The 23,866-nt window shown below is 60.8% G+C and carries 24 protein-coding genes and 3 pseudogenes; 15 read left to right on the top strand and 12 right to left on the bottom strand.

The window, feature by feature from the left end:
• Positions 1 to 253: diacylglycerol kinase family protein (locus DM995_RS16585; protein ID WP_286164952.1), on the bottom strand; the 253-nt coding region annotated here is incomplete at its 3' end.
• 219 nt (positions 254 to 472) lie between these two features.
• Here DM995_RS16585 and DM995_RS16580 point away from each other — a divergent pair.
• The gene (locus tag DM995_RS16580; RefSeq protein ID WP_116970135.1) at positions 473 to 1,147 is read left to right on the top strand and encodes a nitroreductase; all 675 of its coding nucleotides are present in this window, start codon (positions 473 to 475) and stop codon (positions 1,145 to 1,147) included.
• Between the two features lie 207 nt (positions 1,148 to 1,354).
• Here DM995_RS16580 and DM995_RS16575 read toward each other — a convergent pair whose 3' ends face one another.
• Both DM995_RS16575 and DM995_RS16570 read right to left on the bottom strand, forming a co-directional pair.
• Positions 1,355 to 1,906: a group I truncated hemoglobin gene (locus tag DM995_RS16575; protein WP_116970134.1), complete on the bottom strand. Its 552-nt coding sequence runs from the start codon at positions 1,904 to 1,906 to the stop codon at positions 1,355 to 1,357.
• Between the two features lie 18 nt (positions 1,907 to 1,924).
• Entirely contained in the window at positions 1,925 to 2,809 is an 885-nt protein-coding gene (locus DM995_RS16570; RefSeq protein WP_116970133.1) for a DUF3034 family protein, read from the bottom strand.
• Positions 2,810 to 2,947: 138 nt separating this feature from the next.
• On the opposite strand from DM995_RS16570, the gene DM995_RS16565 reads away from it, so the two are divergent.
• From DM995_RS16565 to DM995_RS21360, 7 genes are all read left to right on the top strand, one after another.
• The gene (locus tag DM995_RS16565) at positions 2,948 to 3,592 is read left to right on the top strand and encodes a cupredoxin domain-containing protein (protein WP_116970132.1); all 645 of its coding nucleotides are present in this window, start codon (positions 2,948 to 2,950) and stop codon (positions 3,590 to 3,592) included.
• A 6-nt stretch (positions 3,593 to 3,598) separates the two neighbouring features.
• Positions 3,599 to 5,950 (top strand): putative bifunctional diguanylate cyclase/phosphodiesterase, encoded by a 2,352-nt coding sequence (locus DM995_RS16560; protein WP_116970131.1) that lies wholly within the window; start codon positions 3,599 to 3,601, stop codon positions 5,948 to 5,950.
• 463 nt (positions 5,951 to 6,413) lie between these two features.
• Positions 6,414 to 7,748 carry a transglycosylase domain-containing protein gene (locus tag DM995_RS16555; protein WP_116970130.1) on the top strand — a complete coding sequence of 445 codons (1,335 nt, stop codon included), beginning with the start codon at positions 6,414 to 6,416 and terminating at the stop codon, positions 7,746 to 7,748.
• Positions 7,749 to 8,447: 699 nt separating this feature from the next.
• On the top strand, positions 8,448 to 8,963 hold the full coding sequence (locus tag DM995_RS16550) for a helix-turn-helix domain-containing protein (RefSeq protein ID WP_232824511.1): 516 nt from the start codon (positions 8,448 to 8,450) through the stop codon (positions 8,961 to 8,963).
• Between the two features lie 46 nt (positions 8,964 to 9,009).
• Entirely contained in the window at positions 9,010 to 9,390 is a 381-nt protein-coding gene (locus tag DM995_RS16545) for a hypothetical protein (protein ID WP_116970128.1), read from the top strand.
• A gap of 20 nt (positions 9,391 to 9,410) precedes the next feature.
• Positions 9,411 to 9,839 (top strand): hypothetical protein, encoded by a 429-nt coding sequence (locus tag DM995_RS16540; RefSeq protein WP_116970127.1) that lies wholly within the window; start codon positions 9,411 to 9,413, stop codon positions 9,837 to 9,839.
• Positions 9,806 to 10,309, top strand: coding sequence for a helix-turn-helix domain-containing protein (locus DM995_RS21360; RefSeq protein ID WP_157973247.1), 504 nt, complete (start codon positions 9,806 to 9,808; stop codon positions 10,307 to 10,309). The genes DM995_RS16540 and DM995_RS21360 overlap by 34 nt, the downstream gene beginning before the upstream one ends.
• Positions 10,310 to 10,398: 89 nt before the next feature.
• On the opposite strand, the gene DM995_RS16530 is transcribed toward DM995_RS21360, so the two are convergent.
• The 8 genes and pseudogenes from DM995_RS16530 to trbB form a co-directional block, all read right to left on the bottom strand.
• On the bottom strand, positions 10,399 to 10,626 hold the full coding sequence (locus DM995_RS16530; RefSeq protein ID WP_116970125.1) for a DUF2274 domain-containing protein: 228 nt from the start codon (positions 10,624 to 10,626) through the stop codon (positions 10,399 to 10,401).
• Positions 10,623 to 11,894: a TraB/TrbI/VirB10 family type IV secretion system protein gene (locus tag DM995_RS16525; RefSeq protein ID WP_116970124.1), complete on the bottom strand. Its 1,272-nt coding sequence runs from the start codon at positions 11,892 to 11,894 to the stop codon at positions 10,623 to 10,625. Before DM995_RS16525 ends, DM995_RS16530 begins: the two co-directional genes overlap by 4 nt.
• Positions 11,891 to 12,475: pseudogene (gene trbG, locus DM995_RS16520) on the bottom strand (P-type conjugative transfer protein TrbG); the annotation flags it as partial. The gene DM995_RS16525 and the pseudogene trbG, both read right to left, overlap by 4 nt.
• Positions 12,456 to 12,704, bottom strand: a pseudogene (locus DM995_RS22925) (type IV secretion system protein); the annotation flags it as partial. The pseudogenes trbG and DM995_RS22925, both read right to left, overlap by 20 nt.
• Positions 12,702 to 13,835: pseudogene (locus DM995_RS16515) on the bottom strand (conjugal transfer protein TrbE); the annotation flags it as partial. The pseudogenes DM995_RS22925 and DM995_RS16515, both read right to left, overlap by 3 nt.
• On the bottom strand, positions 13,832 to 14,116 hold the full coding sequence (locus DM995_RS16510; RefSeq protein WP_116970123.1) for a VirB3 family type IV secretion system protein: 285 nt from the start codon (positions 14,114 to 14,116) through the stop codon (positions 13,832 to 13,834). The pseudogene DM995_RS16515 and the gene DM995_RS16510, both read right to left, overlap by 4 nt.
• Complete coding sequence (locus DM995_RS16505) at positions 14,116 to 14,463, bottom strand: TrbC/VirB2 family type IV secretion system protein (protein WP_198669395.1); 348 nt, start codon at positions 14,461 to 14,463, stop codon at positions 14,116 to 14,118. Before DM995_RS16505 ends, DM995_RS16510 begins: the two co-directional genes overlap by 1 nt.
• Positions 14,460 to 15,446, bottom strand: a complete 987-nt coding sequence (gene trbB, locus DM995_RS16500) for a P-type conjugative transfer ATPase TrbB (protein WP_116970122.1) — start codon at positions 15,444 to 15,446, stop codon at positions 14,460 to 14,462. The genes DM995_RS16505 and trbB overlap by 4 nt, the downstream gene beginning before the upstream one ends.
• Positions 15,447 to 15,664: 218 nt before the next feature.
• Between trbB and DM995_RS16495 the strand changes: the two genes are divergently transcribed.
• The 7 genes from DM995_RS16495 (at position 15,665) to DM995_RS16465 (ending at position 23,339) form a co-directional block, all read left to right on the top strand.
• Entirely contained in the window at positions 15,665 to 16,168 is a 504-nt protein-coding gene (locus tag DM995_RS16495; RefSeq protein WP_116970121.1) for a response regulator transcription factor, read from the top strand.
• A gap of 63 nt (positions 16,169 to 16,231) precedes the next feature.
• A complete protein-coding gene (locus tag DM995_RS16490; protein WP_116970120.1) occupies positions 16,232 to 16,561 on the top strand; it encodes a hypothetical protein in 330 nt (109 codons plus the stop codon).
• A gap of 41 nt (positions 16,562 to 16,602) precedes the next feature.
• Positions 16,603 to 17,049, top strand: coding sequence for a hypothetical protein (locus DM995_RS16485; protein ID WP_116970119.1), 447 nt, complete (start codon positions 16,603 to 16,605; stop codon positions 17,047 to 17,049).
• A 58-nt stretch (positions 17,050 to 17,107) separates the two neighbouring features.
• Positions 17,108 to 18,004: a JAB domain-containing protein gene (locus tag DM995_RS16480; protein ID WP_116970118.1), complete on the top strand. Its 897-nt coding sequence runs from the start codon at positions 17,108 to 17,110 to the stop codon at positions 18,002 to 18,004.
• 235 nt (positions 18,005 to 18,239) lie between these two features.
• Positions 18,240 to 19,538, top strand: a complete 1,299-nt coding sequence (locus tag DM995_RS16475; RefSeq protein ID WP_116970117.1) for a CHASE2 domain-containing protein — start codon at positions 18,240 to 18,242, stop codon at positions 19,536 to 19,538.
• Between the two features lie 313 nt (positions 19,539 to 19,851).
• A complete protein-coding gene (locus DM995_RS16470) occupies positions 19,852 to 20,676 on the top strand; it encodes a hypothetical protein (protein WP_116970116.1) in 825 nt (274 codons plus the stop codon).
• The gene (locus tag DM995_RS16465; protein WP_116970115.1) at positions 20,676 to 23,339 is read left to right on the top strand and encodes a CHAT domain-containing protein; all 2,664 of its coding nucleotides are present in this window, start codon (positions 20,676 to 20,678) and stop codon (positions 23,337 to 23,339) included. Before DM995_RS16470 ends, DM995_RS16465 begins: the two co-directional genes overlap by 1 nt.
• A 159-nt stretch (positions 23,340 to 23,498) precedes the next feature.
• Here the strand turns inward: DM995_RS16465 and DM995_RS16460 are convergent, their stop codons facing one another.
• A complete protein-coding gene (locus tag DM995_RS16460) occupies positions 23,499 to 23,843 on the bottom strand; it encodes a hypothetical protein (protein WP_116970114.1) in 345 nt (114 codons plus the stop codon).
• Positions 23,844 to 23,866 lie beyond the last annotated feature (23 nt).

Genomic DNA, 23,866 nt, shown 5'->3' with positions numbered 1-23,866 from the left:
GCAGGCCGCTCTCTATCACCGCCGGGGCCGCCGACGAGATCGATCCATCGCCGCCGCACACCACGATGATGTCAGCCGATTGATGCAGCCGGGAGATGTCCCGCGCGATTTCGGGCAGGTTGGCGAAGGGCTCGACAATGACCGAGAGGCCCGCCGCTTCCAGCCGCGCGCGCACCGGCCCAAGTGCAGCCTCGCCCTGACGCGATTTGGCATTGTGGAGCAGCAGGACACGCTTGCCGGTATCGGATCGCACGAACAGACCTATCGCTTCAGGAGGACGACCGTACCAAGCATAGCCTGTTCTCGCACAAAGCCCTGCATAATCTTTGCAGACGGGTCCGAAGCCATGTTCGAAGGCTTCCGAGCAGATGACCTTATCGGTAGTGAAATCCTCGGGTCGCGGCCCCGAAACCGGGCTTTCCACGTCGCCCCGGTTGGTTCATGAACAGGCTTTGCATTCATAGGAGCCTGCATGCATTTTGACGAGGTCGTTCTGGGTCGCCGCAGCATCCGTGGATACAGACCCGATCCGGTGCCGCGCACCCTGATCGAAGAGATCCTGCGGATCGCGATGCGCGCGCCATCTTCGATGAACACCCAGCCGTGGAATTTCTACGTGATTACCGGCGAACCGCTCGACCGGATCCGGCAGGGCAATACCAAGCGGATGATCGCTGGCGTTCCGCAGTCGCGCGAATTTCGTACCGGCAAGCCTTTTGCCGGACCGCATCGCGACCGGCAGATCGGGGTCGCCAAGCAGCTGTTTTCTGCAATGGGCATCGCGCGCGACGACCCAGATGCCCGCCAGGACTGGGTTCTGCGCGGCTTCCGTCAGTTCGATGCACCGGTGTGCATCATCATCACCTATGACCGCGAACTGGACGGCAGCGACGATACTCCGTTCGATTGCGGCGCTGTCGCGACGGCCCTGGTCAACGCGGCATGGTCGCGCGGGCTCGGCACGGTCATCAACAGCCAGGGCATCATGCAGTCCCCCGTCGTGCGCGAACATGCGGGGATCGCGGACGATCAGGTGATCATGAAGAGCATCGCTCTGGGGTGGCCGGATGAGAGCTTTCCGGCCAACGCGGTGGTCGTCACGCGAAAATCAGTCGATGATGCAGCCGTATTCGTCGGCTTTGAATGATCGGCGCAATGGCTCTGCTCGTTGTATCGGCAACGACACAAACCCAGCGCTATCAAGCGGTTCTTATAGACGACAGTATACTGCAAGGTTGCGGGCAGAAGGCCCAGAATTGCACTGATGAGAGCGATCAAGCGGGCTGAGCGGTCTGCTCCCTGCGCTTCACGCCAGCAGCAACCTCGCAACCCCTGAACCACACATAAAGCGAAGCTAGCGTGTCACGACGTCGCGCTTCATCGGAGCCAGTTTCGACAAGAAGCGATTCTGGACCCCAAAGCCGACCCCTTCTGCCGCCATCGCCGCCTGGAGATGCTCGACCAAGATGTTGAGATCGTCGACCTGAAGGCCCAGGTCCTTGTGCGAGCTCGCCATGTCCCGCCCGCTGTAGTCGCAGCCGGCATTGAGGATATAGCAGAACTGCTCGAACAGCGTGCGACGCAGGCGGACCAGATCGTGCGCGACGAAAATCTCGGATATCCGCGAGTCGGCGACCGATCGGTCAACCATGTCGTTGACGATCCGCCGGATCCCCTCTTGACCGTGAAACGCGTCGCGCATGCCCATGCCGCTGAACGGCCCAGCACCAGCGTTAGCGTTCGACATTTCGTAAGGATCGACTGGCAATTCGCCGGTCACGGGGTCCCGCTCCGGCTCTTTCGGCACGGGCGCGTCCTCTGTCGCGAGCGCTTCGGGCCCGGCTTCGGGTGTGGCGGAAATGTCCTGCGCGGCCGCCAGGGCAAGCGCGATGATGAGGGAGATCATGGGGCAGTCCTTACGCGATCAGAAGGTGGCTTGGAGCGACAGAAACGCACCGCGCTGATTGTCTGCGGTCGCGATGCTGCCAAGATCGACATAGGCCGCCGTCACCGTGACGTTGCGGGTCAGGGCATAGGCTGCGAACAGGTCGAACCAGTCGTCCTCGCGCGCGATCGCCAGATTGTCCGGCTTGGTACGATATTCGCCGCCCACCACGAAGCGGCGCGAGAACTGGTAGGCCAGCGATCCTTCGAACTGCGGCTTGTGGTCGTTATCGGTCGCGCTGCCAAAGCCGAGCAGACCGTTCTGGTTGGCCTTGGTGAAGCGGACCGTCGCATTGGCCAGCACGCTGTTTGAGAGGAACAGCTTGGTGGCGCTGATGTAGAAATCGGTACCGTGCGGCGATGCGCCGCCCACGGCCGCGACCACCGCGTCATCGCTCGACCGTTTGTGCTGCACGCCGATCGCGATCTGCGGCATCAGGCTGTCGCCATAGACGGCATCGCCCACCAGCCTGACCTTAGCACCGAACACGTCCTGGTTGAGCGTATAGCCACGCCCCAGACCCAGCGCCGCGCCGATATCGATGGTATCGAGATTCTGGCGTGCGTAGCTCAGTTCCACCCGGTCGAAGAAACCGACGGAAATGCCATAGCTGGTCCAATTGTAATCGGGCAGTTCGATCACCGTGCCGTGCGCCGAGGCGCCGATGCCCTCTTCGGTCGCATTGCCCGCGATCGTGCTCCAGGTCGCGAGTCCGCCGCCGCCCGATCCCTCGATGGTGCTGACGCCGTTGGTGAGAAGGAGTTTGCCGCCGTTGCGAAGTTCCTGCGCCTGGGCTGTGCCCGCCAGCAAGACAGCCAGGGCGGAAAGCAAGGCGGAACGGGTGAGCGGGGCGATCTTGGGCATGCGCTGTCCGTAACAGCCAATGGCTAACCGGTGGTTAACCATGAAATACAATGCTCTAGCTTCCGATCATGGCCATTTCGGCGCTTGCACAGGGGATGGTCGACGGGTTTTTAACCAGTTGCCGCTACGCAGCTGGTCATGACCCCGTTCCGCATTCCCCTTTCCGCCGCCCTGACGGCCCTTGCCGCCACCCTGCTGTTCATTCCCGGCTCCCAGGCGGCAGGCCCTGCCACCCTGTCGGCCAGCGTGAAACAGGCCAATGGACTGCCGGTGAAGGATGCGGTGGTTATGGTCTATCCCAAGGCCGGGCTTCCGGCGGGGCCGATACGCTTCGGCTGGAAAAGCGAGATGGGCCAGTCGAACATCACCTTCGTCCCGGGTACGCTGATCGTGCCGACCGGCGCGACCGTCCGGTTCCCCAATTACGACAAGGTGCGTCACAGCATCTACAGCTTCTCCAAGGCGGCCAAGGTCGACATCCAGCTTTATGGTCGCGACGAGACCCGCACCCACACCTTCGCCGTTGCCGGCAACGTCGCACTGGGCTGCAAGATTCACGACAAGATGCGCGGCTATATCAAGGTCGTCGATACCCCCTATGCCGCCAAGACCGACCATAACGGCCAGGTCAGGCTGGCCCAATTGCCCGACGGGGCGGCCGTGGTGAAGGTCTGGCATCCGGCGCTGCGCGGCCGCACCGGCGAACAGCAGGATGCCGTGACGCTGGCTCCCGGCGCGGTCGCTTCGCGCGCCATCACGGTCGAACTGCGACCGCTGTTGTAACGGCCCATGACCGTGATCGACGCTCCCGAAACCGGCCGGTTCCAGTCGCTCTCGTCTCGCATAACCCTGTGGTATGCGGCCGTGATAGCCGTGACATTCGGCGCCTTCATCCTGGTCGCGACCGGGGGAGTGGAGCGCTATGCCGAGAGCGTGGCCACGGGCGAGATGGCCGCCAACGGTGCGACGTTCGACAAGATCCTTGAACTCGAAGCGCAGCAGATGCGCAGCTCGGCCGAGGTGCTGGCTGCAGATTTCGGCTTTCGCGAAGCCTTTGCGATCGGCGACCAGCCGACCATCGCCAGCGCGCTCGACAGCCTGCGCGAGCGCGCAGGCGCCCCGCTCGCGATCATGATCCCGCTACAGGGGGACATCATCAGCACCGGCGTCAGCCTGGTGCCTTCCGAACATGATGCGCTCTGGGATGCGGTGGACAGGGGTGTGAATCGCGGCGTGTTCCAGGTCGGAGGCCGGTTCTACAATGCGGTCGCAGCACCCATCCGCATTCCCGATCTGGCGGGCTGGCTGGTCCTTGCGCGTCCGCTCGATGCGGCGGCGATGCGCGAAATGGCCAAGCTCGCCCCGGAAGGCATGTCGGCGAGTATCCGGGCCAGCGGCACCCTATCCAACGGAATCAGCCTGGCCCAGGCCAGCGGCAAGGCCCCGCTAGTTGCCGATATAAGGGGCCAGCCGACCCTGTTCTGGTCGCGCAGCCTGAAATCCTTCGATGCGCAATCCCGGCCCCGGCTGGTGCTGCGCTATGCTCTGGGTCCGGCGCTCGACCAGTACGCGCCGATCAAATATCTGCTCATCGCGCTGAGCGGGCTCGGGCTGCTGGTATCGACCGCAATCGGTGCCTTTGTCGCCCGCGGGATCACCCGCCCGATCGCCGCGCTCGAGCAGGCGGCGCGCGCGATCAGCCAGGGATCGCGCGACAAGGTCGCCATCCAGTCGTCCGACGAGGTGGGCAGGCTCGCGGCCAGCTTCAACATCATGGTCGATTCGATCGCAGAGCGAGAGGAGCGCATCACCCATATCGCGCTGCATGACGAGCTGACCGGCCTGCCGAACCGCAAGCTGTTTGCAGAGCAGCTGGAATTCGCGCTGGCCCGGCGCACCGACCGCGAACGGGTCGTGGTGATGTATTTCGACCTCGACAACTTCAAGGCCGTGAACGACACGCTGGGCCACCCGGTCGGCGATGCGCTGCTCAAGGCGGTGGCGGACCGGCTGGCGCGGACCATGACCGGCGCGCTGATCAGCCGCCAGGGCGGCGACGAGTTTGCCATCCTGATCGATCAGGTCGAGCCGGGCGCCAATCTGGCGCTGCTGGCAGACAAGGTCACCGCCGTCTTCGGCGAGCCGTTCCGCCTTGCCGGGTCGCAAGCGCTCGAGATCAGCTCGAGCATCGGCATCGCGGTCGCGCCAGGCGATGGCGACTGTCCCGACGACCTCATCAAGAATGCCGACCTGGCGCTCTACCGGGCGAAGAACGAAGGCCGCAACCGGTCGTGCTTTTTCGAACAAGCAATGGATCTGGAAGCCCGCAAGCGGCACCAAATGGAAATCGACATGCGCGAGGCGGTCCGCCAGCAGCAGTTCCACCTCAACTACCAGCCGCTGTTCAGCCTCGAGAAGAACCGCATCATCGGGTTCGAGGCGCTGATCCGCTGGCGGCATCCGACCCGCGGCCTGATCTCGCCTGCCGAGTTCATTCCCCTTGCCGAAGATACCGGCATGATCGTGCCAATCAGCGAATGGGTGGTGAACGAGGCTTGCCGACAGGCGACGCACTGGCCCGATGACGTGCGCATCGCGGTCAATCTCTCGCCGGTGCTGCTCAAGAATGCCGGGTTGCCGCTGATGATCATGCAGGCGCTGCACGCAACCGGGCTGCCTCCCCGCCGCCTCGAGCTGGAAGTTACCGAATCGCTGTTCATCGACAATGTCGAACGCACGCTGGCGATGCTGAATTCGCTGCGCGAATGCGGCATCCGGATCGCGCTGGACGATTTCGGAACCGGCTACAGCTCGCTCAACTATCTGCGCTCCTTCCCGTTCGACAAGATCAAGATCGACAAGAGCTTCGTCAACGATCTGGCCGCCGACCACAGCGCGCGCGCCATCATCGGGGCGATCACCGCGCTCGCGGGCGCGCTGGGCATGGAGACGATCGCCGAGGGCGTGGAGGACAGCGAGCAGCTCGAGGCGCTTCGGTCGCAGGGCTGTAACAACATCCAGGGCTATTTCTTCAGCCGACCGGTGGATATCGCCCAGGTCCACGACATGATCACAAATATGCGCTATGAGCGCGGAGAGCGTCAACCAACAATACCGCAAATGACCAAAATACTCGCGTAGGTCCTCTTTCACCCTTTGATCAGAACGGGCCTAATTGCCGCGAGACTAGCGCAAAGTTTTCACAACGGGAGCAGGTCCTGAATTTGAGCTTTCTGCGAGACCCTGGTCAGTCTTGGATGCTCTGCATCGGCGAACCCAGTCATTCAGCATTCTGACTTGGAGTGTCGGGAAAATCCCAGAACGTTCCGGCAGCTGCCGACCCAAGATCGGTCGCTCAGTTTAGACAACATGAATGTCTGCTACTTACAGAAGCTGCCGTTGGAAGGCCCCCAAAGCGGTCCATCAGCAACATGCCCCAATTCGAACCGTTCGACGGCGGCTCCAGCGATCCCAAAACCAAACGTTAATCAACGCCCCTTCTTACGCCGACCATTCGTCGCTGGCGGCCAGCCTGACCGATTGTAAATCCACTCCGGCTAGGTAGGATGAGTCGTTTGCTCTTCTGTCCGTCAAAGGGGGAATTATGGCAGACCAGAATGGCAAGTTCAGCTTGAGCAACTGGCTCAAAAACCATCTTGTCGGGATGATCGTATTCTCACTCCTGACGGGGATTGTCGGCAATGGTATCTTCGCCTGGATGACGTCTCCCGCGGAGAGCATCCAGCCTTCGGCGTCGAACGCAGCCTCTACAGATCCGACCGACGCCACGACCAACGAGAGTGATCTTGGTGCCGATCGACCCGATGCCCAAACAACAAACACCGCGCGCCCGCGACCGCTCATGCTCGCAGTTAATGGAAGCAGCATGACACCGCTGAATGGCGAGGCAGATGAAAAAGGGGTCGTCCGTCATTTCATGGACTGGGTCAGGCCGGAAGTGCTGCGCCTCACTCATGGCCACAAAGGTCCATTGATCGTCGAAACGACGCTCGATCTGAATCTGGAGCACGCCGCCGCCGGCGCGCTACAGACGAGCCTCCCAACCGGCGCGACCGGGGCCGCGCTGACGCTCGATCGTAGCGGCGCGGTCCTGGTCATGGTAGCGGGCGCGAATAGCTTCGAAACGCCCAACCTAACCCTCAATGCACTACGCGACTCCGGGTCGTCTTGGCGCACGTTTGTATATCTCGCTGCGCTGCGGCAGGGTTACACGCCGGCAACTATTGTCATGGATTCACCCGTTACAATCAATGGCTGGAAGGTCCCCGGAAATCGCTACGGCGGGGAGATGAGCATACGCAGCGCGTTTGCCTACGCACCGAACGCGGTCACAATGATGCTGGCACAAGAGACCGGTCATGATGCGGTGGTGATGACGGCGCGACGTCTCGGAATCACAACGCCAATTTCACGCGACGTCACGATGCCGCTCGGATCGTCCAAGGTCCGCATGATAGAGCTCGCGCGCGCCCTGGCAATTGTGTCGGAGGGCGGCAAGCAAATCGAGCCATTCGGGGTGACCAAGATATCGACGATGACCGGCCAGGTCATCTATTCCCACACCTTAAGCCCGGCACCGGCGATGGCTATCATATCCCCCGACGCCGCAGCTGCGATGACAGACCTAATGCAAAGCGCCGCCGCCATCGAACAAGCGAAGCCTGCGCAGTTCGGTCGGCCGTTTGCAGGTCTCATCGGTGAAAGCCTAGACGCGGCCGACAGCTGGTTTTCCGGTTTTTCCAGTGGCGTGACCACCTGCGTCTGGCTCGGCAGACCCGACGGCGGCCCGGTCGATGCGGATGCGGGCCGTTTGGTGGCGCGCGCATTCGGCCGCATTATGCGAGTGGCGACCGCCGGTCGGCCAAAGGAGAATTTCGACACACCGCTCACCCTACCCGAATGGCGTGTCGCCCGCTAGGCGATCGCTCTCGGCGTTCACTATCTGCGAGGCCATTCAATTCTGCGCCCCTCTAGTAGTTGAATCGAATCCTGCGCCGCCAGCGCATTCGCTAAGCCCTCTCAATCCTTGCGGTCTGATGTTGGGCAAATCGCCTGCCTCAGAGAAGACTCCCTTAGCCTCACCCCAAACACCACTCACGCGAAGCGGGTTTGGGCACCGGCCCAGTTGCGGTCTTCGGTAGAACAATTTTCGTCGCTTCAGGAATGGCTGGTTTCAGAAAAGCCGGTAGCTCCCAATTGCCATTGCGTACGACGGCTTTGTCCCATTGCCGAACCAGCTCATCCAAAGGATAACCCCGTTCTCGGCCATCCGTCGCTGCAACTCCAGACCGGCATACTTGCTGCTTTGATTCAATCGATGCGGCAAGGTGTCGGACTTGCCTGCCGTTGGATCCCCATGCGAGGCATCACGTTGGCCGCGCAAGGCACTGCTGTGTTCTAAGGACCGACGGGAATCAAGTCGTTGCAAATCCTGCCGCCCCAGCACGATGCCAGCTCTCACAAATCTCGAGTAACTTAAACCAGCCCCCAGTGCCAATTCAGCACTGCGTTGCCGTAGGACGGGATTTCATCGCGACTGGATTCCTGTTACCTGATTCGAGGTTCTTTCAGCCCAAAATCGGGGGTGTCCGGCTGAGGAGTTGCTTCATTGTCGAACGTGCTTTGGAAACTCGATGAGACTCAAAAGCTGTGCCTTCGGCTGGTGCATCAGGGATACACTTCAAAACAGATTGCGCAGCAGACTCATCTGTCTGCAGGGACGGTCGATCAATACATCTTTCGGGCAAACGCCATCCTGGGCGTTACCGACCGCCGGGAAGCCGCGCGACTGCTGGCGACTGCTGAGCATCAGGCCCAGTTAAAGCAGTTTCAATTAAGATCGGAGGACCTTGCTGGCCAAACGAAAATTGCTTTGATCGCCGGGCAAGGCGACCCCTTTCCGGCCATGTCTTCTCATATCGTCAACGAGCCGACCGCGAGCGCCGTCCCGCAGGGAAGCGCGAGAGGTTTAGCTGGGGCAATCAAGCGGGCACTGGCCGTAATAGGAGGAGAGCCGCACGAGCTGAACTTCAGGCAGAAACTGCTGGCAATGTCCTGGGTCGCACTTGCGACGGGTGGCACACTGTCAGCCCTGGTTGCCATCGGTTACTGGCTTAACCACCTGATGTCCTAGCTCAAGCGGTCTCTTCCTGATCTGTCACCAAACGGAGAAAGCGACCATGACCAATCAGCGCCGCGCCGAGCGGGCCAGCCGTAGCGCCCTCTATCTGTCCGAAGAGCAGTTTCAGGCTCTGACAGGGCAAGTCCAGACGTCCTATGAAAAGCTCGACGAGCTTCTCGCTCACATGCTGCGGATGCACGCAGACATGATCGACACGGCCCGAACTGCCGGTCTCGAGCCCGAAAAGGGCCAGAAGCTGTTCCGCAAGCTCAACACCTGCGTGAGCGATCTCGTCATCAGCCGGGAGGATCTTGTCGGCGCACACCTGGAAGCCACCAGGATCCGCATGCGGACCAATCAGGCCGAGCGCGCAGATGGCTGCTACTCGCCGCGCCCGCTGATCGAAGGGCACCAGAATGGCATTCGACTGGTCGGCTGACGACCGGTCGGATTTGTTGGATGGGCGTTGTCCTTGCCTACGCGATTGCCCTTCTGTGCACGACCATATTTGTTGCACAGAAAGGCGATCGCGTTGCGAAGCTGAGCATTGCAGGCATCTGGGTCGGCTTCTGTTCGGCTGAGCTGGCATCCAGGCTGATCGTAAGCGACCAGGTTTTCCTGCTGACCATTACGTCGATAGAGACCGTGTCGTTCATGTATAAAATTGGAATGGTCCATCTGAGCAACCGACGCTGGCCCATCATTGTAGCCGGGCTGCATTTCAACATCGTGTGCAGCCATATTTCGTTCATCATCTCGCCGAGCTTCCTGACAAAGGCACTGTATGCGGCATCGACGATCTGGGCCGTGCCTGTACTTCTGATCATAACCCTCGGCATTTACATGGACAGCAAATGGGACAATTCAATATCGAAAGGCCAAGTGTGAGCGCAAGGCGTGCCGTGATCTTTCGGTCCGGTGATGCCTCTCCCTCCGCGCGGTTGGAGCGCATTTCGAGCGAGCTGGCGCTATTGGCTTGCGAGCTCGAAGACGCAGGATCAGACGAACCCTGGCCCCGTCATCCACATACCATCCCGGACTGGCCTTACGCCGTAAGCCGGTATCTCAAGATGCGAAGGGAGCGCGAAAAGCTGTTCCCGAGACTCTTTCGCGACCCCGCCTGGGATATGCTTCTGCTGCTCTATGTTTACAGGGCAGCAAATGTGCCACTCCAGGTGAGCGCTATCGCCGGTCTGGCAAACGTGCCCGGAACCACGTCCTTGCGCTATCTCGATCTCATGATCGAGCATCAGCTGATCACCCGCAATCCCGATCCGAAGGACTCGAGGCGCGTTTGGCTGAACCTGACGCCGAAAGCGGATGACCTGCTCGAAAAATGGTCATCGCTCCTCGAGTAGCAGCTTGGAAGTCGAACCAGCCTGGCGTTGCGACCGGTGCCGCTACTCCATAGCCGAGCCTTCCCGATGCGACACCCAGGATGGACGCGCTATCCAGCACCGCCGGATCTGCGATATCGTGCATACTCGCGGTCAGTCGCAATGAAGCGGCCAAGCATGGCCGTCATGACAAGTTCGATCGTTGGCGCACCTTCCGGATTGCCTCCATTGACCGCCCTTGCATATTCCCCAAGCTCCCGGTGCAGCTGAGCCGGTATCTCTATGGTTACGCGGACCGGCTTCTCGCTGGCGAGATCGGACAGTTTCAGGCGGGTCATCGAACTGCTCCTCGATCAAACGGCTCCAGCATCAGATCGCGTGTCACGATGATCCGGAACGAATAGCCGGGGCGCACGGTCAAAGTCGGCGGCACGTTCAGCTGTCGCTGGACGACCTGACGTCCGGTCTGGTTTATCGTGTCCTGGCTTCCGAACCGCAGCGCCCGGGCAAGGTCGCTGTCATTGCCGGTCACGAGCTCGCTGCTCACTCCCAGAAGCGTCGAGACCAGAGCGGCTTTGAGCATATTGCCCCAGTGATAATCGGTCCGGTCTTCCAGACCTGCCATGCCGGAAGCATCTGCGCCCGGAAGGCGCTCAAGTGAAACGGAGTGTCCACCCGGCAGTATGAGACGATCCCAGGCCAGCAGAACCCTGCTCTGCCCGGCCGCGACATCGCTGTCATATTCACCGATCAGCCGCGAGCCCTGCGGTATCAGCAGGATGCGTCCGGTCGGGCTGTCATAGACATTCTGCGTCACCTGCGCCGTGATCTGACCGGGCAGATCCGAGCGGATGCCGGTGATCAGCGCAGCCGGGATGATGCTACCAGCCTGAAGAATGCCTTGCGCAGAGTCGCGAACGACAGGCCCACCTTCGCGGTCCTTGCGCTGCTCAAGAAAACCCCTTCGCCGATCGGCTTGGCCTGGCCGTGCCGACTGAACCGGATGAGCCGCGCTACCCGCAGTTGCCCCACCAGCAGCAGCAGCGGGCACTGCCACATTATCTCTGACGCCCGTATTGCCGGCGAGAAACAGCTGGCTTGTCCTGGCGCTGTCACGCTCCTGTGCCGCGCGTGCTCGTGCCTGTTCGGCTGCATTAGCGCTGGGGTCAGTCGCCGACGCTCTCGAAAGCGGCGGCTCGACCGGCGGCAGAGGGACCTCGCTTCCGGTATCCGCGCCAGGCGTACCAGCTTGTCGAAGCTCGTCCGGCGGCGGCAATCCACGTTTGCCTAGATCGGCATAGCTTGCCGGAGCATCGGCAAGCTGCTCCGTGCGGTTGCCGTCGCCAGGATCGTAGAGATTTCTGGCCGGAGCAGGATCCTCGGGCCGAAGGGCGTAGATCAGCGAGCCTCCAATGGCGATGCTGCCAGCGAGGCCGATCGTTGCCACGGCCTTACGCGAGAGACGCGTAACTTTCGGAAGTTCAGCGCGAAAGCGAAACCGGTTCGATCCCGTCGGCACAGGAGGCTGCTCGTCGATCGGTGCCTCTTCGGTGCCTGATTTAGCCGCGCCAGGTCCGGGCGCATGATCTTCCGACCGCGCGGTCATGATTTCCTCCTGCCGCGCTGCGGCTGCCGCAAGATGGTGACGTGCTGCGCGTTGCGACCTGAACCCAGGCGAAGCTCTGCCTTGTCGAACAATCGATCGACGATCAGGTATCGCCCCTGGACGCGGAAGTTGACGAGCTCGGCGGCGCCGGTTTCACCCAGAACGAACAGCGGAGGCAGATCGCCTGTGGCGATGGCCGGGGGAAACTCGACAAAGACCTGCCTCCCATCGTCGAAGACGCGCATCGGTCGCCATGGCGGGCGGTCGCCCGATATCGCATAATCGAAACTGAGCATGGCAAGGTCGATTCCTGAAGCGACCGGCGCCTTGCGCTCCGCCTCGATCTGCGCTGCCTGAAGCGCGATCAGCGCGTCCTGTGGGTAAGTCCAGGAAACGGCTGCCATATAGGTCGAGGAAGTTGCGCTCAGCTCGAGATGATAGGTCCGCCTGTTCGTGTTGATGACAAGATTGGTGCTGATATCGGCCCGGGTCGGCTTGATCAGGATATGCACACGGCGCGCTGGCCCGCTGCCGCTCACCGTGTCGCCGATGATCCAGCGGACCGTATCGCCCGAGGCGACCCGGGCGCATGAAATCGCCCATCGCCATGCCGCTGCCGCTCGCCTTGAGGCCGAGCCCTGCAAAGCTCTCGAGAAGGATACCAGCAAGGGAGGGAAAATTGCCGATGATGAAGGCGAAGACGCCAATATAGAGCGTCTTCCTGACAAGCCGCTGGAGTACGTCCTCATCGGTCCCCCAGGCCCAGAACAAGGCCGCGATCGTCACATCGATCACGATCAGGGTCGATGATCCGAGCCATGCCTCGATCGCATTCATGCCCTCGATCGTGCAGGTGAAATCGCGGCTCTGGATGACCTTTTCGACCAGTCGGATCTTTGCGGAGGCCAGCGCCGGATCGCGGTCCCACACCGTCACCGTTGCCGTGACATAGGCGATGCCGGCATGGTCGGCACCCAGTTCCTGAAGGGCCATATCGGCATCGGCGGCCTTGTTCGAAGCATCGGAATCGACGAGCACCGACTGCTCGTTGGTCATCACTTCCTTGAGTATGGCAGCAACCGACTTGCGCTTGGCAAACCACTGCCTGCGGATCCTGGTCAGCAGTTTTGCCGCATCGGTCTTGTCGAGCATGATGGCGCGTGTCGACCAGCGATAGGCAAAGGCCTGGGCATTGAGCTCGTCGAGCAGGCCGGGAAAGGTCACCGTAGGAAATCCGGTCACGGTGAGCGTACGCAGATGCGCAGGTCCGAGCCTGGGTTCGAGACCGCCGGTCAGCGGTTCGTCGGCGAGCAGAGCATCGAGATAGACCAGTGTCTCGGGTACGCCGACTCGCTGGCGCCTGGTCGATATGGTGCTGTGCAGATAGGTCAGCGTCGCAGCATCATCGAGCCAGCCGGTTTCCGGCATGAAACCCTCGACCAGATGGAGGAGACGGTCGGTCCGGTCGACAAAGCATCGCACAATCTCGGCAGGATCGACACCCGTCGCGGCCTTTCCTTCATAGAGCCAGCTTTCGGCGCGCGCGCCTTCCTCGGGCGGCGGCATCCACAGAAGGGTGAGATAATAGCTGCTCTCGAAATGATTCCCCTCCTCCCGGAACTGCTCGCGCCGCTCTGTGTCGACCAGAGCCGAAGCGGGATCGGGAAAGGCGCTCTCGGGATAGGCCTGTGCCGGGTTTCGCTGCGCTTCGACAAAGACGGCCCAGCCTGAACCGAGCCTGCGAAGCGCAGTGTTCAGGCGTGCGGTCACGGCAACGAGTTCGGCAGGCGTGGCGCTGTCGAGATCGGGGCCTCGAAAGCGCGCCGTACGCTGGAACGAGCCATCCTTGTTCAGTACGACGCCAGGTGCCGCCAGCGCTGCCCAGGGCAGAAAGTCAGCCAGCCGGTCGGACTTGCTGCGATATTCGCGGAGCGACATCATGGCCGCATCCAGACCGGGTATCTGAGGTGGCGGCGCGCCACATCGACAAATTGCGGATCCCGGCGGGCGGCCCAGACCGACAGCGCGTGACCGATCGCCCAGATCGCAAGGCCTGCAAGCCACAGCCTGAGGCCAAGACCAATGGCCCCAGCAAGCGTACCGTTGACGATGGCCAGAGCCCTTGGCGCTCCGCCAAGCAGGATAGGCTCGGCCAGCGCCAGGTGGACCGGAGCGTAGAAGCCGGCAACCTGGTCCGGAGCTCGCGAGAAACTGTCGTCCATCAGATCACCGCTCCGCCGCCAAAGCTGAAAAAGCTGAGGAAGAAGCTGGAAGCGGCAAAGGCGATCGAGAGGCCGAAGACGATCTGCACCAGTCGGCGAAAGCCTCCCGAGGTGTCGCCGAACGCAAGGCTGAGGCCCGTCACGATGATGACGATGACGGCGATGACCTTGGCGACAGGACCTTCGATGCTCTCGAGGATCGACTGGAGCGGTGCTTCCCAGGGCATGGACGAACCGCCAGCCTCGACGGGCATGGCATGGAGCAGTGCTGCTGCAAGCACGGCTCCACAGGCAAGTTTCCTCAAGAGCGGGCGGCGGGAAGGCTTGAAGCCGGGCTGGCTGATCATGGTGTTTCTCCAGTCTGCAAGGCAGGATGGTTGAGCAGGCGATATTCGCCGGTGACAGGATCGAGACCTTCGACCGTGGCGATTTCGGAAAGACGGCGCCCGGCCCCTTCGCGCACGAGCACGGCCACCAGGTCGATGGTCTGTGCGAGCAGCGCACGGGGCACGGTCACGACGGCTTCCTGGATGAGCTGCTCCATCCGCAGCAGCGCACCGCTCGCGCTGCTCGCATGGATGGTTCCGATGCCGCCGGGATGGCCCGTGCCCCAGGCTTTCAGCAGATCGAGCGCCTCGCTGCCGCGCACCTCGCCAATCGGTATCCGATCGGGCCTCAGGCGCAGCGAGGAGCGCACCAGGTCTGCGAGCGAGACGATCCCGTCGCAGGTCCGCATCGCCACGCAATTGGGAGCGGTGCACTGCAGCTCGCGGGTATCTTCGATCAGGACAATCCGGTCGCCCGTGCCAACCATTTCGGCCAGCAAGGCATTGGCAAGCGTGGTCTTGCCCGTGCCCGTCCCTCCTGCGATCAGGATATTGCGCCGGTCGGCAACCGCGCGGGCGAGCATGGCGGCCTCGGCGGCTGACATGATGCCGGATGCAGCATAGTCGCCGAGCGAAAACACCGATGTGGCCGGTTTGCGGATCGCGAAGGACGGCGCCGTCACGATCGGTGGCAGAAGGCCTTCGAACCGTCCTGCGCCGCCGGGAAGTTCGGCCGAGACACGCGGCGAACGCCCGTGAACTTCGGCTCCGACATGATGGGCGACCAGCCTGATGATGCGCTCGCCATCGGCAGTGTTCATCCGGCACGAGCTTGCACAGATACCGACCCCCAGCCGGTCGACCCAGAGCAGGCCGTCCGGGTTGAGCATGATCTCGATGACCTGGGGGTCATCGAGCCATTCGCCGATCGCACTGCCAAGGGCCGTGCGCAGCATGCTGGCACTGCGGCGATAGGCTTCCTGCCGGACCGGTTCTGCGCTCATGATTGTTGCCCGTTGCCGCGCCGGACATGAGTGCCCTGAGCGCCGGGCCGATTAAGAGACGCATGAACGCACGACGTTCAACAGGCTTTTGAGGTCAGCGTATTGTGGCGAAGAAAGACAGGCCCTGGCGTAGCTCCACTCGTCTGCCTGCCGCGCCGGACACACAAATAATCCGCAAATAATTTGGCCAGCAGGCAGTTTGTGACAAGACTGTGACCATGGGTGATTCGGTGTCGCAACCCTTATCGGACGAGGCCCGCTGGGCTCGTCTCACAGACAAGCAGCGTGCTTGTCTCGATCTGTTGCTGGAGCGGCAGACGTCAAAGCAGATCGCCCGTGCCCTGAACATTTCCAAGCCGACAGTGGACCAGCGCCTGACTGCAGCGCGCGCGGTGCTGGGGGCTGCCAACCGGGATGAGGCTGCCCTCATTTACGCCCGTCTCAAGCTGACATATGACCGGATCGTATATGACCCGGTGCAGGTTCCGCCCGGCAGCCCGGACATGGCAGTCGAAGAGCAGGACGACGGGTCTGCCGATGCCCTGGTGTTAAGCGACAGCGCCGTGACAGCGGAAAGCACGCCGTTCGGGATGATCTGGAGGCACGACCATGGCCTGAAGACACGGATGCTGATCATGGCCGTCATGCTTGTCGTGGCAGTCGTGCTCATCCTGGCAGGTCTGGGTATCGCACAAGCACTGACGCGTCTCGTCTCCGGCTGATCCCTCACCTTGTCAGAAACTCTCGAATTCGCAGGGCAAGCATCTGCGGAGAAAGGAAAAGTCATGTCCAGTTCCATCAGCGACACCGCCACCCGGCTCGGTCGCGACGTGCCGCTTGCGGAACACTCCATCGATGATGCCCTTATTGCCGTATCCGTCCTGATGACGAGCATCGTCACGGCGCGGCGCGATGTCGCGAATGTTCCGGCAGCGCGGGGCCAAGCGGCGATCCGCAGGCTCGCAAAGGCACAGTCGGCGCTTATCGATGCGAGCGGTGACGTGCTGCGTGTTCATGGCGATCTTCGCAGCATCGGGCGCGAGATTGCCGGCTATGACCTTCACGAATGCCCCAAACTGGCGGGCGAGGCCACTCATCTGCAAGCCGTTGCCTGACCACGATTGACCGGGAGGGGGCACGATGAAAAACTCAGTGCATGCGGATTGTGCTGTTCCTTGCCCTGCTCTCGGTCGCTCTCGGTTATGGGCTGTGGCGCGGCGGCGGCCCCGAACGCGTGATGGCTGTGATTGCAGGGCTCATGGTCGTTTTCGACGGCCTGCTCCACCTCGTTGTCCCGCTCGAGCTCGCCTCGCTCGATACGGGACATCTTGTCATCGACCTTTTCGGCGCGGCTTCGACGACCGTGCTTGCGCTGGCGGCGCACCGTTTCTGGCCCATGGCAATGGCAGTCCTGCATATCCTGCCGCTGCTTGCGCATACCAGCAGGGCGCTCGACTTCGGCATGCATCCTGCTGCCTATCTCGCGATGCAAGTATCGTCATCCTGGCTGGTACCACCGCTGCTTTTCGGCGCCACATGGCGCCATTGCAGGCGCAAAGCTGCGAGAGGATCAGTTCCATCCTGGCATCTTTCGCCGGCCTGATCCCGAAGAAAGGACCCGGGTCAGGCATCTCTTGCGCGCGCAGCATCGGGGCAGGACGATGACAGGGGACGCACCGGGCAAAACGCCGGTTTCGGCACTTGAAACGCTGGCGGGCAAGGCGATTTCACCTGGCAGCAGCGAGCTTCGGAATCATCTGCAGGCGACCTTGGGAATGCTTGCTCACGAGGCGCTCGACGTCCTGTTTCTCGGCCAGGGCGATATACTGATCGCGCATGAGCGGCTTCTGCTAGGCTCGGCGCAGCGCCTGCAGTTCGAGCCGAAGTTCATCTTCCGGCGCGCCCTTTCGCTCGGGGCGTGCGCTGTCATTCTGGCGCACAACCATCCAAGTGGGGATGCCAGGCCCAGCGCTGAGGATGTCACCGCCACCCAATGGTTGGTGCACGTCGGACAAATGCTTGGCATCGAGATTGCCGAGCATCTCATCGTTGCCCGGCATGGATGCCATGCGATGCTGCAAACGCCGAAAATGAGCAAGTCGACAGCTTTCGCTCACTTCTTCGATCTGAAGGACAATGCCGCATGCTGCCGTCACGATGACGGCAGGGTCTGCCCGACCGCTGCAGCCAATGCACGCCTCGCTGCCTGGCACCGCAACCGTCGCCGCGAACTGATCGGTCAGCTATCGCTCCTTGCAAACCCGGCCTGGGACATGCTGATCGACCTGTTTCTTCATGCCGAGTGCGGCAAGCAGGTTTCGATTAGTGCGCTGTGCTTCGGATCATGCCTGCCGATGAGCACCGCCCTGCGTCATGTTCGAAAGCTGTGTGACAGCGGTCTTGTTACTCGCCAAATCGACCCGCTCGATGGCCGACGCAGCCTTGTAGCACTCTCAAATCATGCATTCGACCGGCTTAATGAATATTTCTGCAGCTCCGCGAATTTTTCGTACAAATACAATGTGATTAATTTTAGGTTCAATCCTGCCACGTGGTAGTCATTTTTCATTAGTGATTCTTGCAATTTGTCCAGCAACGGGTTGGCAAACCAGTTCAAGATATCTGCAATCGTTTTCAGCGTCGACACAAGCCGCAGCGCGATGACTCACTATATCGTCCAATATCATTGCGTTGCTCGCAAAAATATGTTCCCATGGTGACCGACGAATTCCTCGCTTGTTGCTTATGCCCCCCAGAAGCGGCATCTTGCGGTGAGAGGTACAGTCCGTGCACATGAAGGCGCTATTTGCGGAAATTTGGGTGGCTCTAGCGATGGGCCTGCTGGCATGGGCTGGTGTCGCCCTGCTCACCAACGAAAGCATAATTGACGACTGGCTGGTAGCCATAGCAAGTAATGCAGCGGACCAGCGTCTCGATAGCGGTGCAGGGACTACTAAGGCGGCCAGCGTCGGGATAATCCTGATTGATGACGATGCATTGCGCGATGAATTGCAGCGCAGCCAGAATGACCAGAGTGTCGACAGGATCGCTTCGGCCTACCGGACGATCAGTTCCAAGCTTCTCGCGATCGCTCAGAGCGATGGCAAAGCTCGTACAGTCGTGCTCGACTTCTACCCAAGTCCGTTTGCAGATGTCGCTCCCAAGGATACTCCGATTAACGTCGATTGCCGTTTACCCGTCATCCAGGTCGCACTGCCTCCGCCCTCGCCCTTTGGTCAGGAATTTGTGCGACCTGATCCCCGTTTCATAGATCCAGCCTCTCCCTGTTCCCTAGTTGCCTACAGCTTTGCCAATCAGGCTGCAGAAGGCGAAAAACTGCGAACCGTCGAACATGACCCGACGCCCCAAGGGATCGGTTGTCCAGTTTTGTCGCTTTCCTCCAGCGCAGTTGCTCTGGCTGCCTCTGGTAGCCACACCGACAGTGGGCTCGGTGGACAGCCATGCCAGCGTCAACAGGCATTGCGACAGCGGTGCGCTGACCTGCCGCCCTGCCAATCGGCGTTGCAGAAACGAATGCCCCTGACCGAACCTCCGCAGAACTTGTCAGTTCGCTTAGCAAACGACTTTTTCGATCCGGCCTTTTCAGAAGATGCCCGGCAATGGCTGACGGGGCGCGTGGTATTTATCGGTTCATCCAATACGCAGAGCGACGATTTCTATCATCTGGCCGATGGATCGATCGGCGATGCCTTGGGGCTGACAGCACAACCTTCGGGCAAAACATGGCCTGGCGTCGTGGTGCATGCCGGGCTGACCCAACGCCTGCTGCAGGCCACAGCTTCAGGCACCGAAGCGATACGCTATTTGGATTGGAACCTAAACTTGGTGCTTGGTGTCATCATCGCGATACTGATGGCTTTTTTCGACCGGCACGACGTGTCGCGGCCCTCGGCGCGCCGCATCTTGCTTTGGACGACCTTGGCCTTGGCAGCTTTGCTGGCACTGGCACTGATCTTGGCCAGTTTCACCGCATTGATTGTCAACTTTGTCCTCGCCCTTTTCGGACTGGCCACAGCGGGGGCGATCATATGGCTCATACGGGGAGGTCGGCGTGCGGCGATTACTGCCTAGCTTGATGCTCATAACCTTTGCTCCTGCTGCACAAGCAAATGAGCCGGCGACGATCGTAGCGGTGGAAGGCCCTGTAACGCTGCATGGCCCCAGCGGCGGCGCGAAGCGCTCAGCAGCGCGGGGCGCGCGCCTTGACAAGGCGTCGGTAGTCTCGGTCCCAAAGGGCGCAATGGTGCGCTTGCGCTTCGATGATTTGCGCGGAACGGAATTCTCCCTGCCCCATGGAACCTACACACTCAGCCAGGCGCGAGCCCTAGCGCGAGGGGGCCGAACGTCTACATTCGATCGTGTCCGGTCATTTCTGCACGTTACCATGGGTGACCAGATCTCCCCCATTGATGCCGCTGCCTACCTTCCAGTCTACACGCGAACAGATCTGGCAACGATGAATGTCATCTGGCCAGAAGAATGGTTTGGCAACGAAAAGGCAGTGCTGAGATATCGCCGAACCGATGAAATATTGCTCAGCCAGGTCGCAAATGTCGGTCCGGTCGTGCAGGTGCCAACTGGGCCGGGGCTGACAATGTGGGTGCTGGAAAGCAAAGGCGCCAAACCCGCTCTCGCACGGGGATTTGTCCAACGCGACCTGGCAAGGCCGCAAGACCTGGTTACAGCTCAGCAATCAGGGACAAAGAACGAACAGATCATGGCCGCCTATGAGACGGGATACTATCGCGAGGCGATTCGTCTGTTGCGAGACGAGCGCAAGGATGACCCTCAACCTGACTTTGTCTTTGAAGCGGCCCTTGCCCCGCGCCTGCCCACAACTCTGATCAGCGCGTTCCGCACCGCCCTGGAAACTGTCGCTGCGGCTGTCCCGGCTTGTAAATCTGCGCCACATCTTCTTGTCGTAGACCAAGACTTTGTCGGCGTGTTCGATGAGGGCGCGGCGGTGTTCAGAAACAACCTGGCACCAGGGGCAGTGGTCTATGCGCTGAGCGCTTCTGGGGGCGACAAAACCGTCTGGAATGGTGTCAACACCCTTTCCGGCGGCCTTGCATCGGAAGGTGAAGGTTCGGCGACCGCGATACTGGCCCGATTATGGGTCGGCAGAAACGGCAGCGAAAAGGCAGATCTCGGCAAGATCGGTGCGCGCGTAGAGCGGCTCCCGGCAGATGACTGCCTTAAAGGGGACTGATGTTCCAGAGTGTCGTCGAGCTACGGGGCATTTGTACCAATAGGCGCGGGAATGGGAATATGTATCTGGCCAGATTGTTCGCTGCCCTGATTGCAGCCTGCTTAGTGGTCCCAGCCCATGCACAGAGCAGCGATCAGCAAAAGCTTGGCCTCAGGGTCATACGCTATTCGCAGCGGGTGCTCTGCCTTGAAAATGTGAGTGGCGGGTACGGCTTTGGCGTTGCTTATCCCGTGTTTGAACGCGACATGCGCGCATCTCCGCAAATAACCTATGCGTTCGCTCTGGCTGAGCCGATTGAGCGAGAAATGCTTGCTGGCCGCGATGGTCGCGTCAGAGTGTTCCTTGACCGCATCCTCGAGGTCACCAGCCCCACCAGCTCTGTCGAGTTCGAGCGGTTGATGCGTGTTTGTGCGCTGGGGCGACTGTTACTCTATGCGGCCCGCGCCGGCGATCCGGACGTTCGTCAGGCCAAAGCCGTTTTTGCAAATGAAATCGCGGCTGCCCCCGATACCGAAGCGCTTGGAGCCGTGGCTGGCCAACTGGTTACGCTGGCAGCCCAGGCAGGCGAATTTGGCTTGGCTATTGAATTCGCCAACCTTTACGCCCAGCCGCGCTGGAAAGCAAAAAATCGGCTGGGTCCGCTTTTTTATCAGAATGCGGCGCCCGGTCTGCGACTGGCGAACGCTCAGTCTTTGATCGACCGGCTCATCAAGGAACGGTCCGATCGGCAACAGGGCGATTATCTCGGCCCCATCTGGGGCATAACCGACGCCTATCAGCTCCTTCAGGATCTTCCGCCGGGCGCGCTCCGCAGCGGCGTGTTGGGCAGCGGCTGGTTCGAGGACGCCAGCATGAAGGTCATCTTCATGCGCGACCCTGAGCTGGCGACGGAGGTCGCCCTGTATGTGCTTGGAGAACCACAAGCTAGCCCCGCGACACGTTCGGTTATGCTGAAAGCAGTCCGGCTAAGCCTGAACTATATGGAACAGCGCATTCCGGATCGCACATATGCTGCGCTGGCAGGCATCACAAGGATGCGTAGCACCGTACCGCAGGACCTGCGCGCAGACCTGCTCACCAAATATCGCACCTCGCTTGATTTTGTTATGGCCAACAAACAACTCGGCGCTGCGCTGCTGACTTCTCCTGAGAGCATCAAGATTGCAATGCGCGGGTTTACCGATCCACGCGGCCGGTTTCTTGAAGCAGGCGAATATGCAACAGCGCATTTTCTGGCCGAAGCTGAACGCTTTGAACCGCTGACATCGTTTCTCGCCGCGCGCGGCCTGGCACAGGACCAGCCCGGTTCCGGGCGTGATCTTGCGGCGATCGATGACGTGCTCATGGGCAATCCACCCCGCGAAGAAGTTTACTGGGGAAGACTGCTGGCAGCCACCCCGACCCAGTTCGTGAGCTATTCAACGGGACCGGCTTTTCACAAGGCGATGGGCAACGACGCTGTTAGGCCCCGGTCTGCGGATCGTGAAGCCATGGCGCTGGCACTGAGCGCAGAAAAGATAGTCGGCACCCGTACGCCCATCCCTCGAATTGATCAGGTAAGCGCCACTTTGCTGCCGGGGGAGGCAGCCATCTCGATCATCGTGGGAGAAAGTTACAGCGGCATCATGCTGTTTACTCGCGAGGGGATGCAGTCGTTGAAGATAAACGCCAACAGCGCCCGGCTCGAATCCCTCGCCAGGCGCATCAACCGCAGCCTGAACAACAAGACTGGCCAGTTCGATCACCAGGCGCTCACCCAGCTTTCTTCACTCGTGCTTATGCCGACACTTACAAAGCTGCCCGATAAGAGGCAGATCTACTGGGTAGCCGACGGCGCCCTGGCGTCCATTCCACCGCAGATACTACTGGCAAGCCTCTCCCCTGCGGAGCAACGCTATCTGATCATGGACCGGGCTGTGAGCGTGCTTCCATCCCTTTCATCGCTTTTCTGGGCACGCCGGATCAGATCGGCAACACCCAACGTGGCATTTTTGGGCGTCGGCAACCCGCGGCTGTCCGGCAACTACGACGGAAGCCTTGGAATTCGCAACACACTTCCTGCAACTATGCCTGCCAATGACATTGTAAAAAGGTTTGGCGCTCTACCAGGCTCAGGAGAGCATTTGGAACAACTGGGCGGAGCCTTTTCGCAGCCGCAGATCCTGACTCTTTCAAACGCCAACGAGCGCGCCCTCGCTGCACTGTCTCGACATTACGGCATCATTGCCTTTGCCACGCACGGCATCAATGCGGGTGACACCGGTTATATCGCTGAATCAGGGTTGATCCTTACGCCTGATGCTGAAAGCGACGGCTTTTTGAGGTCGAGCGAAATAGCGCGTGGCAAAATCTCTGGACGCGTGGTGCTGTTGACAGCTTGCAGCTCGATCAAAGGCGATGGAATGCGCGTCAACGGCCCGCTTGGCGGTCTCGCGCGTGCGTTTCTGGCAAACGGATCTGGCAGCGTTGTTGGGAGCAACTGGAACGTTCCCGACAAGCCATCCTACGCATTTTCGCAACGCCTTGTTGCAGCCCTGTCAACAGGAGCGACGATCGGGCAGGCCCACCGCCAGTCCGTGCTGGCAGCCATAAACGAGAATTCCGATCCCCGACACTGGGCTGCGTTTTCGTTGGCAGGTGATGCTCAGACGACGATCCAATGAAGGCGCTGATTTCGCGAACACAAACGGCAGCTGGATTTCAGTTCACATTTATCGACCTCCGTCCGATCATACTTTCTAGCCTCAGCAACACTTGTTTCGCCTCGAGCTAATTTACGATGAAGGAGATTGGCATATTCCAATCCCCTTCGTTCAAACTCGTCAATTCACTATAACGGCATTGCCCATGCGATAGCCGCGTTCGGCCATCTCCTCGATATAATGCACCCTTTCGTGCTTCAGCTCGACGGCATATTCTTCCCAGGCGTCGCGGCGGTCCTCGATGTCGGTCGCCCGGCGCAGGTCGCTGCCCAGCTCCTTCTGCGCCTCGGTGACGTTGATGCGATAATCGAACCACAGCCGGTTCTCGATCCCGGCGATCGGCAAGGTGATGATGCGCGCTTCCTCGGTCCGCGCGACCTGTTCCTCATGCAGCATCGGGATCGCAGCGGCGGCGGCGGTCGCAAGACCCAGTAGCGGAAGCGAAAGCGTGGCAAGTCTGATCATGGTCCATTCTCCTGTTGGTGAGT

Origin of the sequence: Blastomonas sp. UPD001, assembly GCF_003426715.1 — a bacterium.
GTDB lineage: Bacteria > Pseudomonadota > Alphaproteobacteria > Sphingomonadales > Sphingomonadaceae > Blastomonas.
This window is presented reverse-complemented; position numbering and strand designations above follow the sequence as displayed.

Coding starts and splice junctions, on each gene's coding strand:
- DM995_RS16580 (WP_116970135.1), top strand. CDS start 473: ATGCATTTTGACGAGGTCGTTCTGGGTCGCCGCAGCATCCGTGGATAC.
- DM995_RS16575 (WP_116970134.1), bottom strand. CDS start 1,906: ATGATCTCCCTCATCATCGCGCTTGCCCTGGCGGCCGCGCAGGACATT.
- DM995_RS16570 (WP_116970133.1), bottom strand. CDS start 2,809: ATGCCCAAGATCGCCCCGCTCACCCGTTCCGCCTTGCTTTCCGCCCTG.
- DM995_RS16565 (WP_116970132.1), top strand. CDS start 2,948: ATGACCCCGTTCCGCATTCCCCTTTCCGCCGCCCTGACGGCCCTTGCC.
- DM995_RS16560 (WP_116970131.1), top strand. CDS start 3,599: ATGACCGTGATCGACGCTCCCGAAACCGGCCGGTTCCAGTCGCTCTCG.
- DM995_RS16555 (WP_116970130.1), top strand. CDS start 6,414: ATGGCAGACCAGAATGGCAAGTTCAGCTTGAGCAACTGGCTCAAAAAC.
- DM995_RS16545 (WP_116970128.1), top strand. CDS start 9,010: ATGACCAATCAGCGCCGCGCCGAGCGGGCCAGCCGTAGCGCCCTCTAT.
- DM995_RS16540 (WP_116970127.1), top strand. CDS start 9,411: ATGGGCGTTGTCCTTGCCTACGCGATTGCCCTTCTGTGCACGACCATA.
- DM995_RS21360 (WP_157973247.1), top strand. CDS start 9,806: ATGGGACAATTCAATATCGAAAGGCCAAGTGTGAGCGCAAGGCGTGCC.
- DM995_RS16530 (WP_116970125.1), bottom strand. CDS start 10,626: ATGACCCGCCTGAAACTGTCCGATCTCGCCAGCGAGAAGCCGGTCCGC.
- DM995_RS16525 (WP_116970124.1), bottom strand. CDS start 11,894: ATGACCGCGCGGTCGGAAGATCATGCGCCCGGACCTGGCGCGGCTAAA.
- DM995_RS16510 (WP_116970123.1), bottom strand. CDS start 14,116: ATGGACGACAGTTTCTCGCGAGCTCCGGACCAGGTTGCCGGCTTCTAC.
- DM995_RS16505 (WP_198669395.1), bottom strand. CDS start 14,463: ATGATCAGCCAGCCCGGCTTCAAGCCTTCCCGCCGCCCGCTCTTGAGG.
- trbB (WP_116970122.1), bottom strand. CDS start 15,446: ATGAGCGCAGAACCGGTCCGGCAGGAAGCCTATCGCCGCAGTGCCAGC.
- DM995_RS16495 (WP_116970121.1), top strand. CDS start 15,665: ATGGGTGATTCGGTGTCGCAACCCTTATCGGACGAGGCCCGCTGGGCT.
- DM995_RS16490 (WP_116970120.1), top strand. CDS start 16,232: ATGTCCAGTTCCATCAGCGACACCGCCACCCGGCTCGGTCGCGACGTG.
- DM995_RS16485 (WP_116970119.1), top strand. CDS start 16,603: ATGCGGATTGTGCTGTTCCTTGCCCTGCTCTCGGTCGCTCTCGGTTAT.
- DM995_RS16480 (WP_116970118.1), top strand. CDS start 17,108: ATGACAGGGGACGCACCGGGCAAAACGCCGGTTTCGGCACTTGAAACG.
- DM995_RS16475 (WP_116970117.1), top strand. CDS start 18,240: ATGAAGGCGCTATTTGCGGAAATTTGGGTGGCTCTAGCGATGGGCCTG.
- DM995_RS16470 (WP_116970116.1), top strand. CDS start 19,852: ATGGGTGACCAGATCTCCCCCATTGATGCCGCTGCCTACCTTCCAGTC.
- DM995_RS16465 (WP_116970115.1), top strand. CDS start 20,676: ATGTTCCAGAGTGTCGTCGAGCTACGGGGCATTTGTACCAATAGGCGC.
- DM995_RS16460 (WP_116970114.1), bottom strand. CDS start 23,843: ATGATCAGACTTGCCACGCTTTCGCTTCCGCTACTGGGTCTTGCGACC.